This window comes from Klebsiella sp. LTGPAF-6F (genome assembly GCF_001753185.1).
Classification (GTDB): domain Bacteria; phylum Pseudomonadota; class Gammaproteobacteria; order Enterobacterales; family Enterobacteriaceae; genus Klebsiella; species Klebsiella michiganensis.
Window position 1 is genome coordinate 4,737,570 of record NZ_CP017450.1, and the last position, 12,210, is coordinate 4,749,779.

Annotated in this window: 8 protein-coding genes and 3 pseudogenes; 2 read left to right on the plus strand and 9 right to left on the minus strand. The window is 51.7% G+C overall.

Features of this window, described 5'->3' with window-relative positions; translation table 11 throughout:
• Positions 1–35: 35 nt before the first annotated feature.
• From BJF97_RS21985 to BJF97_RS21995, 3 genes and pseudogenes are all read right to left on the minus strand, one after another.
• Complete coding sequence (locus BJF97_RS21985) at positions 36–677, minus strand: hypothetical protein (RefSeq protein ID WP_070082984.1); 642 nt, start codon at positions 675–677, stop codon at positions 36–38.
• A gap of 42 nt (positions 678–719) precedes the next feature.
• A pseudogene (locus tag BJF97_RS21990) lies at positions 720–1,984 on the minus strand (Y-family DNA polymerase).
• Position 1,985: 1 nt separating this feature from the next.
• Complete coding sequence (locus tag BJF97_RS21995; protein ID WP_070082985.1) at positions 1,986–2,405, minus strand: translesion error-prone DNA polymerase V autoproteolytic subunit; 420 nt, start codon at positions 2,403–2,405, stop codon at positions 1,986–1,988.
• Positions 2,406–2,483: 78 nt separating this feature from the next.
• On the opposite strand from BJF97_RS21995, the gene BJF97_RS22000 reads away from it, so the two are divergent.
• Positions 2,484–2,726, plus strand: coding sequence for a DinI family protein (locus tag BJF97_RS22000; RefSeq protein WP_064411098.1), 243 nt, complete (start codon positions 2,484–2,486; stop codon positions 2,724–2,726).
• On the plus strand, positions 2,726–2,968 hold the full coding sequence (locus BJF97_RS22005; protein WP_064411099.1) for a hypothetical protein: 243 nt from the start codon (positions 2,726–2,728) through the stop codon (positions 2,966–2,968). The genes BJF97_RS22000 and BJF97_RS22005 overlap by 1 nt, the downstream gene beginning before the upstream one ends.
• Positions 2,969–3,097: 129 nt before the next feature.
• On the opposite strand, the pseudogene BJF97_RS22010 reads toward BJF97_RS22005, so the two are convergent.
• The 6 genes and pseudogenes from BJF97_RS22010 to BJF97_RS22035 all read right to left on the minus strand — a co-directional run.
• A pseudogene (locus BJF97_RS22010) lies at positions 3,098–3,541 on the minus strand (recombinase family protein); the annotation flags it as partial.
• Positions 3,542–7,377: 3,836 nt separating this feature from the next.
• A pseudogene (locus tag BJF97_RS35705) lies at positions 7,378–7,723 on the minus strand (hypothetical protein); the annotation flags it as partial.
• 75 nt (positions 7,724–7,798) lie between these two features.
• Positions 7,799–10,876 carry a host specificity factor TipJ family phage tail protein gene (locus BJF97_RS22020; RefSeq protein ID WP_070082987.1) on the minus strand — a complete coding sequence of 1,026 codons (3,078 nt, stop codon included), beginning with the start codon at positions 10,874–10,876 and terminating at the stop codon, positions 7,799–7,801.
• Positions 10,873–11,253, minus strand: a complete 381-nt coding sequence (locus BJF97_RS22025; protein WP_049100207.1) for a hypothetical protein — start codon at positions 11,251–11,253, stop codon at positions 10,873–10,875. The genes BJF97_RS22020 and BJF97_RS22025 overlap by 4 nt, the downstream gene beginning before the upstream one ends.
• Positions 11,254–11,265: 12 nt before the next feature.
• Positions 11,266–11,742, minus strand: a complete 477-nt coding sequence (locus BJF97_RS22030; RefSeq protein ID WP_049100206.1) for a DUF1833 family protein — start codon at positions 11,740–11,742, stop codon at positions 11,266–11,268.
• Complete coding sequence (locus BJF97_RS22035) at positions 11,729–12,202, minus strand: hypothetical protein (protein ID WP_004177132.1); 474 nt, start codon at positions 12,200–12,202, stop codon at positions 11,729–11,731. The genes BJF97_RS22030 and BJF97_RS22035 overlap by 14 nt, the downstream gene beginning before the upstream one ends.
• Between the last annotated feature and the right edge of the window lie 8 nt (positions 12,203–12,210).

The window sequence follows — 12,210 nt, forward strand, 5'->3', positions numbered from 1 at the left end:
ACTGTCAGATCAGGTCTGAGCTAATACAAACATTACTATTTGATACCGATTAATACGGCTACAGATATAAGAAAGAATATGTAAAAAAGAGCTTGCAAAACTAAACATACACTTTGATAAACTACACATTTTACAGCACTTCTGTTGCCATGAAGTTTGTCCTGACTCATTTTGTCGAATGTCTTTTTTATCTTCTTCCTCAAAAAATCACTTGGGTATAATTTGATGTAGTCGTTAATAAACTCATTCACATCTACATTTTTTTTACTAACGTATGATATTTCCTGCCCTACCTCATCTCGGGCCTTACAGTTTTCCTCGTATTTTTTTAACTCCTCAATCGAGATCTGAGCCATTCGAATGCTAACAGCAACAGACGAGTGCACTACTATAGAAAAATATTTAGATAAAAAACCAAATACTGCAGACATACACAAAAACAAAACAATACATTTAAATCCTATAATACCAGTATATGGAGTTATTTTATCAATATTCGCAATAATTAATGCAGCAGTACCACCAACGCCAACTAATAACCACATGCTAAATTTATCTAAGATAGAGGTTGTCTCACTTGTGGCCAAGCTAGCTCCATTTATCATTCCTTTGTGAAAATTCTCATGTATTACTGCATCCCATTCTTCAATGGCTTTTTTTAGTTTTTCTTCTTGCATATATTCCTCACAAATTAATATATAATTTCTTGATGTAACATCTTACCGTACTGAAATAATATCTGAAAACCGAGTTGTATACCTCGGGGAAAGCATCTCTCGTTTCATCTGCCAACCGGCCTGTATGCCCTGCCCTGCAAAGTACAACGCCCCTCTCCCATTTTTGGCATTGAGATGATCCAGGACCTCCATTAACTTTTCGCTGTTCTGCCGCGGAGCGTTGTCATCGAACAGGTTTAATTGGGCGACGCCCTGGCTGTAGAAGTCACCAAGCATCACGCCGGCTTTCTGATACCTATGCCCATCTTTCCAGACAGCATCCAGGCACCTGGTCGCCGCGGCGATTATATCCCGGCTGTCCTGGGTCGGGGTCAGCAGCTTGACCGATGCGCTGTTGCCGTAATACGGCTCGTTCAGCGCAAACGGGCTCGTTTGACAAATGCGGAGATAAACCGGCAATACTGGTGCTCACCACGAAGTTTCTCAGCTGCGCGCGAAGCGTAACTGCATATCGCCTGCCTCATCTCATGGTATTCCGTGATACGCCCACCGAACGACCGACTGCAGACAATTTCCTGTTTTACCGGCGCGAACTCCTCCAGACCGAGGCAAGGTTCCCCGCGTAGCTCCCGCACGGTTCGCTCCAGCACCACATTAAAATGCTTCCTGATAAAACGGGTATCAGTATCAGCCAGCTGCAGCACGGTTTTGATGCCCATAGCTTCCAGCTTTTTACTGATGCGGCGCCCGACGCCCCAAACCTCATTCACTGGCAGTGCGGCCATCAACTTACGTTGTTTGTCGATATTTGACAGGTCAACCACCCCGCCGGTTTGCCGCTGCCACCTCTTTGCCGCATGATTAGCCAGCTTCGCGAGTGTTTTTGTTTGGGCGATTCCCACACCTACGGTTAGGTGTGTCCTGCGTAACACTGTCTCACGTATCTCCCGGCCAAAATCGGTAAGGTCCCAGCAGTTACGAACGCCGGTGAGATCACAAAAGGCTTCATCGATACTGTAAATTTCGCACCGCGGTGAAAGCTCTTCTAACGTTGTCATCACCCGGTTCGACATGTCCGCATAAAGCTCGTAATTACTGCTGAAGCAGATCACGCCCTGCCGGCGGAACTGATCTTTTTGTTTAAAGTACGGCTCTCCCATCTTCACGAACGGCTTTGCTTCCGCAGAGCGCGCAATCACACAACCGTCGTTATTCGACAGGACGACCACCGGCCGCCCTTTCAAGTCGGGCCGAAACACGGTCTCGCAGCTCGCATAAAATGAGTTCACATCACAGAGCGCGAACATCTCAGCCCGCCGCTTTAATTATGTAGGTAACGACGCCAAAAATATCGAGCGTGTCTTCACTCCCGACGACGATCGGGGAATAAGCGCTGTTCATAGGGTTAAGCTGAACTGTCGGTCGCAGCTGCAATTTTTTAACGGTGAAATCCCCCTCGACAGAAGCAATCACGATATCGCCATGCTCAGCCTTACGCGAGCTATCGACGACCAGGAGATCGCCCTCACTGATACCGCCCTCGATCATGCTGTCTCCGGCGGCCTTAACGAAATATGTAGCGCTGGGGTGATTAATCAACAACTCGTTGAGATCAATTCGCTTTTCAACATAATCCTGAGCCGGGCTGGGAAATCCGCACTGCACCGGGTCACTGAATAGCGGTATAAATAGGACCTCTCGGAGCTCAGTTGGTGTGTAAAACTTCATAACGCACTTCCTCATGTTGACACTGTTCATGCATACAGTATATATACTGTAATTATATCCAGTAAATAGGAGTGCGAAATGTTTGTGGAACTGATTTACGACAAGAGAAACTTTGAGGGGATGGCCGGTGCAAGGGAGACAATTACGGCTGAATTAACTAAGCGAGTCCACAGGATTTTTCCCGATGCCGAGGTCCGTGTAAAGCCGATGATGACTTTGCCGGCGATCAATACCGATGCCAGTAAGCACGAAAAAGAGCAAATCAGCCGGGTTGTCCAGGAGATGTTTGAAGAGGCGGATATGTGGATGATGGAGGAGTGATGGAAATTGCGAATGTGATTGTCTCCGGGGTGCGCATCTACCTCCCTCCGGATAACATTTTACCCAGGCCTTCAACTGATATGCTGACCTTTGCCGTCGTTAAGGACCCAGGCCTTATCTCTGACTACATTCTGATGGTGCATAAGAATGGTCGCTGGGAACTGGCCACACCAAATTTTTACAAGGAGACCGAACAGGCCATCATGGCAGCTGTGAAAATCGGTGAAAAAGTTTGGCAGTAGTTTCCACATTTAAGAGCTTTCCGGGCTACGTCAGTAAACGAAGCGCGAGTAAAATATCAAATGCTGTTCACTGCCTATGCAGCCTTGATCACCTACGCGCTCTTGCATACGGCGCGCAGGTGATCATCCTCACCGTGCAGGTAAATATTTGTAGATCGTCTTCACCCCTACCCCTATCACGTCGGCCACCTGCTGCCGGGTCGCGCCAGCGATTAACAATTCTTCCGCCCGGTTGACGATAGCGCGGGTCATGATTTTACGACGACCGCCGATCCTGCCACGTTCGCGAGCTGCGGCCAGACCTGCGCGAGTACGTTCGATGTTTAGCTCTCTCTCCATTTCAGCTAATGCACCCATAACATGGAAGACAAACCGGCCAGCTGGCGTTCCGGTATCAAAACTGTCTGTGAGACTACGAAAGTAAATTCCCTTCTCCTGCAGTTCCCCCACCAGCTTAATCAGGTCCCACATTCGACGGCCAAGTCTGTCGAGTTTCCAGACCACCAGCGTATCCCCTTTTTTGAGGCGTTTTAACGCCCTCTTTAAACCCGGCCGCTTCGTGTTCTGGGCTGAGAAAAATTTAAGCCAGATGTAACCTGACAGATACCTGTATAAATAACCGGTAACTGTCAGATCAGGTCTGAGCTAATACAATTTATGCCAGCAGCAAAGTGATTAAAGACTCGCTTTCCAGCAGTACAGACCGCCGTGATCGTATGTCGATGCGCCGTTACCCAGACCTTCATACAAATCGGAACGGTCAAAGGAAAGCATGAAAAGCTCCGTTTCATCTCCATTAGTAAACGGGACCAGCGTGCACCATGGCCCGGTTGTGTTCGGAGCCAGATACACATCCTGCACAAACTCACCCAGGAACGTCAGACCTGCCTCATACTTGCGCAGATGCATCCGGTTGGCCGTTCCCCCGCTAGTCAGATACGTTGTGCTCCCGAAATGCACGAATTGGTTTCCTGTATCGCGCACGCCAGCAGGGACTTCAGCTGTCGTATATTCCTGCACAATACCGTCGTACAGCGTCGGGCTCCGGAAGGTTTTGCATCCACTGGAGATGGTGTTTCCCGTCATCACCCACTGGCTGCTCGAAGCTTCATAGTAGAAATCAATATCCTCTACGTAGCTTGCCCCGATCCCGAAAAAACTGCCGTTGGCGTTCTTCAGTTGCACGGAGTTTCTGACGATGATCACGCCGCCCTGCAGCAGGTCCTGTTTCGTCTCAAAATAGAGTTTTGGCCGGTTGTTATCGGCCAGCCCTTTCCCCTGATAGTCCATACCGCACGAGATGCCCTTCCAGCTCTGACTGTTCCGGTCATACACCGCCTTGATACTGTCATCACCCAGCACGACATCCTCATCGGTTCCGTCAGTCCGCACCTGGAAAATCGCGCCAATCATCTGGACTTCACCGCTGTTGAAGTTGATACGGACTATCTGGGTGTACAGGTCGGAGATAGTGGTCCCTGTTCCCTCAACGAGAAAATAAAGCCAGTTACCGCGCTGAATAAACGTTCCGTCTTCATAGGTCAGAAAGCGAATGGAGACGGAATTCGCCCCGCTGGCAATTCGGTTTGAAAAACCGCTAAAGACAGCAACATCACTGGCTGAAAATGCATCCGTTTGTGCGAACACGTAAGTCTTCCACGTGTCCAGGTATTCCAGCCTGCGGGCATCAAAGATGGCATAGTGCTCATAGCGGCCAATCCATTTCCACGTCCCGTCAGCGTTCACTTTTTTCAGCAGCAGTGACACCCCGGTATTTTGCACCTGAAGCACTGCGCCGGTCATATCCGAACCGGTGAACGTGGTGGTATCAAGCAGACTCCCTGCGGCATAGATTTCACAGATAACCTGGCTGTTCGAGACGCGGACCGAAACACTGTTCTGCTGGTCAACATCCGCAAACATAATCCCCATCGTGGCATTCCCTGCCAGCCTGTCGATCGCAATCTCACTGGTTGCAAAGGGCATATAGCGATCCGCGAACATCACCACCCGGCCATTTGCTGTCGGGTTCCGGAAAGAGACCTTTCCTGCTGACCAGGAATAAGCAAACACATTCCCGGCGGTGATATCGTAAATATTGCTCTGCAGATTCCAGGGATTGTTTTCCAGGTCCATGAAAGAGAGCATGAACGAGTCTGCGGCATTGTAAAAGTCGCGACGCGCCCACTGCTTAGTGAAAGTGTATTCCAGAGGGTTGCTGAAACTGTCGAAGTCAGGCGTCTTTTCAGGCAGCCCGGATAAATCGACATGGAAATGCGCGTTAAAAACTTTTGCTTTTGCCTGGCTGCTCCGTGTGGACTGCTCAATCATGGCGGATACGTCATTGACTCTGGCGACCTGATTGGGATAAATCTTCCTGACGGCGTATACGGGATCGGTTGTTTTTCTGACGCGCACGGCAACGTAACCGTCCTGTGTGGCCACTCCGCGATACGTTGCCGTCACATATCCGCCGCCCGATTTGAAGGTGAAGAGGTCCGATAGCCACCCCTTATCCGCGTCACATTGCATGATATAGGCGATAAGTTCCCCGACGGTGGCGGAGCCGTACTGCCCGTACATCTCGACAGAGTCGCCTTTTCGCACCGGGATGTAATACATCCGCCAGGCACTGTAAGCAGAGCCGGAGACGATATTACCACCGCTGTACATAACTGAGTTATCAGCAATGACTGATGCCACGCTGGTATAGTCGACAGTTTTTAACGGCCCTCTGAGGTCTGATGCAAGGGCTTTATCCTGAGACGTCCGTGTTATGGTTGCCGCGGGTGTGGTGACGCGTACGCGCACGTAAACGAAACCATCCTGGGTTGCCACGCCGGCCATTACGCCATTGCTGGTGACACCCGGTGACGTATAGGTCGCAAGATTTGCCACCACTGCCATTGCCGCATCCAACTGAATGATATAAGCAATAACTTCGCCTGCCGTGCCGGAGCCGATTTGCCCGAAGTAGCGCACGATATCCCCCGTGCGAACAGGAACATACGCTGCTTTCCAGTTCTCACCTGCGGTGTCAGAAATCAGTCCGCCGGAGTATATAACCCGCCCCGTGATAGTGTATGTATCCGGTGCACTGGTCACATCCAGAGTCGTTCTGTTAGCCGCGGCAATATCGGTCTGCGCCCTTAAAGCGTGCACGTTGCCGGACAGGGAAAACAGTTGCGTGGTTTTTGAGATGGTTGCTGCCGGAGTGGTAACACGCATCCGAACGTAAACAAAGCCGTCCTGTGTAGCAACACCTGTCATGACGCCGGTGCTGGACAAGCCGGGCGAAGTATAGGTGGCAAGTGGCGCCACAAATTTCATCTCACTGTCGAGCTGGATGATGTATGCCAGTACCTGACCCGAAGTGCCGGAGCCGATTTGGCCGTGATACTGAATAACCTCTCCGGACTTCACAGGAAGATAAGCCGCTTTCCATGATGTGCCTGCATTATCCACGACTGAGCCATCCGCTGACATGACACGCCCGATAATATATGTGGTGGTTGAAGCATTCGTGACATCCGTAGTCACGCGGTTGGCCGCATTCACAGACGTTACAGTTTTGACGCCGAATACATCTGCGCCGGGTGTGAACCGCTCTCTGCTCTGATAAATCGCCGCTTCCGGCGTGGTCACCCGCACACGGAAGTAAGCGAAACCGTCCTGGGTTGCCACGCCCGATAAAACACCTGTCTTTTGGACTCCTTCCGACGAATAAGTCGCCAGATTCCCCACCACATTAAGGCTGGCGTCGAGCTGAATTATGTACGCCATCAGCTCGCCGGGAATAGCGCTACCAATCTCACCGTGATATTCGAGAGCATCCCCCTTTTTTACGGGAACGTAAGCAGCACGCCATGACTCCCCGGCGGAATCTGTGCGGGTACCATCGGCATAAATCACCCGCCCGATCACCCATGCAGTACTTTGAGATGAAGTAATATCGACAAGCGGTTTATTCGCCAGCACGTTCTGATAACTGGCATAGCTCGCCACACCACCACTGACGTCAATATCGGATTCAACCAGAACCGTTTTTTTGCGCTGCGTCAGAGTGAATTCTGCTGTATCCCTCACCCGGACGTAAATATACCCGTCCTGAGTCGCAACTGCTGACAGCGTGGCTTTATCCGTTACGTTCCCGGTTGATGTCCACTCAGCCAGAGATGCCACGAATGCTTTGTTGGCGTCCAGCAGGATAAGATACGCCATCTGTTCGCCGGCAATGTTAGAGCCCACTGTTCCGCTATAGGTGACGCTCTCGCCCGCCCTGACTTTCAGATACCAGGCATTCCATGTAGGACTCGATGCAGTAGAGCCATCAGCATATATCACCAGTCCGGCAACAATTTCCGCATCGCTTTTAGCATCCCCTGTTATGTAGCCCGTTTTCAGAGCGCTCATCGACGGCATAGCTCTGCCGGTAGCTGCCAGTGTGCCACCGTTATTAATGTACTCATCCGCCAGTGTGCCGCCATCAGGGCTGCGTACATAGGTTGTTGAGCCATCCGGGATGTTTGCAATATCAGCCTGAGCCGCTTCAATCGTCATGTACTGCTTACTCAATGGCACAAGGTTCTGACGAATCTCGTCATTTTTCGCCATGAATCCGCGCCAGGTATCCAGATCAACACCCGCGCGATCAGGCACGGTGAAAGCGTCCGAATTCACTAGGTTATCCAGGCGCTCAGCGTTATCGAGCAGAACTGCCGGAGAAGCACTCCCCAGAGGAGGATTAAAGGCCATGTTTTTGCTCCAAAAAGGCGTTCGCGCAAACGAGGGTTTGAGCGAAAAGAGTTAATAAGGGGTTTTTATGGGGTATTACGCAACGTCGCCGGGGTAGATAGCGTCGTCGTAGGCGTAGAAAATTTCTTTATATTCCGGCGCGGTAATCTGACAGTTGCTGTCACCGGAGGGGGCGACCTCCTGGACTATCCCATGCCGGGCACCTTTTTCACTGTCGCAGAACAGCAAACGCGGTAGATCAATATCAGGGTCGTCCATAATCCAGTCTTCCGGGTGCAGATCGTCGTTGTAAGGTATGGTAAGAGTGAAATCATCTATCCGCTGCGGCGTCAGCATCCGTGACGATGGACGACTGTTCTGAAACTGTATCCAGCACCGGGGATTTGTATAGCTCCAGTCCAGAGGCTCGGTGACATGTAACGTTATTTCCTGAAAGTCGTATGTCATTGCGTCAATCAGGCAACTTTGGGTTTTCCCGGTTCGAATATCATCTGACAAAATGATGTGGTCACCAAAATCATGGCACCATCCCAACATTGCAGTTGTAGCCGTATACGTCCGGCGTTGATGAAGATATTTCATTAACCGGCGCATCCCGATACGCCAGGCACGATCCGCTGTCATGACGACATCGATGGTGTAAGCCTCCGTTTTCCGGGGGAACGGATTTTCAGGCGTCCGGCACTGTACGGTCTCCTCCGCCCAGGTAACGGGATTGATGTATTTCACATCCACGCCATCAAAATCGTCCTCCGAAGGCACCCTGAATGATGTCTGCATTTCCTCGACAGTATCCTGGGGGGTGATGATTCCGGTCCAGCTTTTAACCCCTTCACGCCCGACGGAAAGTAAGCCGTCAGACAGCAGAAAATACCCCATGCCTGCTTCAGCAATCTTGTCGAAAATATCTTTTGCGGACGTGCTATCACTACTTGCCTGATGGTCAAAATACTCGCCTCGTGGCGTCCAGTAGTTAGCCTCAAGCATGTTAATTGTGGAAATGTCGATCTGGTCGTCGCGATAACCCAGACTGCGGGCCAGATGCAGGAATGCCCCACTGATTGTCCTGTCACCACCGCCATCATAGTTTCGCGTGGCGACAACACTCACACGCTTGTCTGACTGCGCCGCCAGTTGGCCGCCGGTTTCAACCGTGATCCCTATTGTTGATATCCCTGCGTAGGAGGTCGGACGGGAAAGCAAACGACCTCTGAGCGCCTGCCAGAACATGCTGTCTCTCGCGTTGTTGCTCCCCTGCTCGTTGCGGCGGCGGCATCTAACCTCCACCAGACCGGGAGAAGACAGATCAAAACGCTCTGTAAAACCGAGGCCATTAACGTTTTTAAGCGCGTACACCCCCTGCTTGCTCGTCCACCCCGATCCGGAACCATATACGCGGTACTGAATTTCATACTCAACATGGCGAACCCGCTTATTCCCGTTGTTCTGGAATCCGCAAATTCCGTTTGGGAAAGCAAAGTTGACCTCGAAGGCGTCCACAACTTCATTTTGCGGGGAGGCCAGAAAGGGGCCGAGCCAGGTTTCATTATCGTTAATACCAGACGCGGCAAAATCCACGACGGTACGGGTCAGAAAACCTGACCAGGTGTTGTCAACGGTACCGTTAACCACTCTCTGTACGGTCGCAGACGCTCCGTCAGTCGATGCTATCTGGTATTCGTTGCCACGATGAGCCAGGGAAATCCGCTGCGTGCCGTCCGGCAGGCCAGAAAATGCGGTACCGGAATCATATGCCAGCCTGACACTCGCTGTGACCGCCGGGCTTCCGCCACTGGATGCTGTACCGGCGGTAAACACAGGGCTGTCGCCAAAAACTGACGCGGGCAGGAATGATGACGTAATGGAACCGCCACGCCACGGGCTGGAGATTTCCACGATACGAATCACGCCGCCGTCATCCTGAGCAATCAACCCCGATCCGGTCAGCCCGCTGTTAATCGCCGCCAGCAAACCGGACATTGTGCCGTAGTCAGCAACCAGGGACAGGGTATAGGTGACACCCTGCCAGGTCAGAGCAAACGTCTGGCTGGTTGTCGTAAAATCATACGTGGCTGGCGATGCACTGGCGCGCAATGTTGCAGTCGATCCACCCGTTCCCGGAACGGCGTCCTGGTGAGGGGTATATGTGGCAATCTGGAGATCATAATCGGTACCGCTAAATGTCAGCGTTACAGGCATACCAATATATGGCGCCACTTCTGCCACGGCGTCACCTGTCAGAACGTTAAAACCACCCTCAATCGATACCTGATAATTCAACGGCGCTTTCAGAGTGACAATTGCACCCTCAATCCAGCCAGGAGGCAGCTTGTTCTCATCTTCATCATCATCGTTGTCATCGTCGACATCGAGACCTGAAAACGAGACTGAGGCGCCGCTGACGGTCATGGCATCAGCAACGATATCACTGGCTTCAGGGGCAGTCTGAGCCATATCCAGACCTGACCCGCTTGATGTCCCGCCAACTTCTGTACTGTTGAACCAGACCTCGCTGCGACGGTCCCCCGCCACGTTATCGCCCGGACCATAGCTGGTATAAGAAAAGCCATCGCCTAACGGCAGAGCAGGAGTTTCACCCACCCGAAAATCACCGCCGGTATAAGAGAAACGTCCATAACCGAGGCACACAAACATTTCGACCGTCATCCGGGTGGGATCATTGGGGTCAAAGCGAGTGACCGGCTGCACCAGGTAATCCGGATAAATTCTGTTTCTTCCGAATACCTCACGAACAGGATCGCCAAGCTTAGCTGTATTCGCTTTTGCCGGGTTCAGGTCCAGTGATGCTGAATTGCCTGACGAAAACCCGCCCAGCTCTGGTTTCGGGGCGAAAAACAGCGCATAGGCCGTAGAGGCAATAGATACGGCAACCGATACCCACACGGCGATTTCCAGGCCGGTTCCATACGGGATCGGGTAAATCCGCACATCGCTGTCTGGCCGCAGCAAACATAGTGGCCATTCCGCAGGTGGAACAGCCCGGCCGTCCAGTTCGACCGCAACAGGATGCTTTCTGTCCTGCGAGTAGCTCGGGACATTCCTGGCCATCCACTCATGCAGGGTCATCGCGCCATGTTCGTGCGTCTCCAGGGGTTCACCCGGCAACCGGGACGGAAAAAACTTTATCGTCATTGCCAGAACTCCACGCGGTTAAACCTTCGTATGAATCGCGCCAGTGGCAGAAACGTAACCCCCGAGCCTGGATTACATTCCGCGACCTGCAGCTGGTTATCGAGCATCACAATGATCCCGACATGGGAAACTGTTGAGCCCGAATAGCAAGCCACTCCGGCACCTTCACAGGGGTCACAACGCTTCAGCGAAAGCATCAGTTTTCTCGCTTCCCGGTCGAGGCCCCCGCCGTCTTTGGTCACACCTGCAAAATCGGGCCAATCAGGTAGCCCCAGGTCTCGACGTATCTCATTCACAATGCCGAAGCAGTCAAGTAGCGGGTAGGCTCTACCGCCCTTCTGCCATTTAACAGAACGGTATTTATCAGGGTTAAACATATTTGCCTCAGGTTAGTAGCGTAAGCCCGGATGCTCGGCGAGGTTGTAACGTTTACGGGGCCATGCTGTTTTGAGGATATTCATATAGCCTGCCGTGACCTGTACTGCTGTCGGGGTCCAGGAGCCGGATTTTATATCGAGCGTATACGGTGATGATGCCGGAGCAGACAGATCGGATGAAATGTACCGCCGGAATGTCAGCGTGGCTGATTTCATTTCATCCAGGATTTTATCGATCGCCTCAGAAACCCTTCCGTCAATATTGCTGATAGCAAACTTTAAATCCTGTGTCCCGTCGGCGTTCCTTGCTGGTAATGCGATATCTATCGCGCTGGCTTCAAACGTCGCCGGCTGACCATTTTCCAGCGTCACTGAGACGTCATCCCAGCCACTGGTTAGCCAGTAGTTATCATCGCCTGCTGATATCTGCAACGTATCGTGAATAACCTCCGATCCGCTGCTGGCATATAGTCGCTCAAGAATTGTCATGCTTCGGCCACTCTCTGTTTAGCGCAATATCCAGTAACGACTGGCCCGCCAGCCATTCCGGGTAATTTCCCCAGCCTGAAGGCGGTAACGGGCGCTCCCATAATTCCAGCGTTGCGCTGTACTGCCAGTATTTTGGCGCGACCAGCGTCGGCCCTTCGTAAATATCCACGAACCTGGCTTTATAGGGCTTTACCCCGATTGGAGTCTGGAGTTTCAGATAGAACCAGGACTGGCCATCTTTAAGCGCATCCCTGAAAAACGCCTCAAACACCTGCGCCAGAGCATCAGTTTTAAAAATCCATTTAACCGATGCCTGGGTGGGTGTTGAGGTATATCGCCTTCGTTGTTGAGCGCGACCGGACGTCATCTCCGTTCGCAGTAAAGGTGATATGGGCTTAAACCCGTACCCGTCCATAAGCGGCATGGGCAGGTATTCATCCGGGTAGAAAATATCTGCCATGAATATTC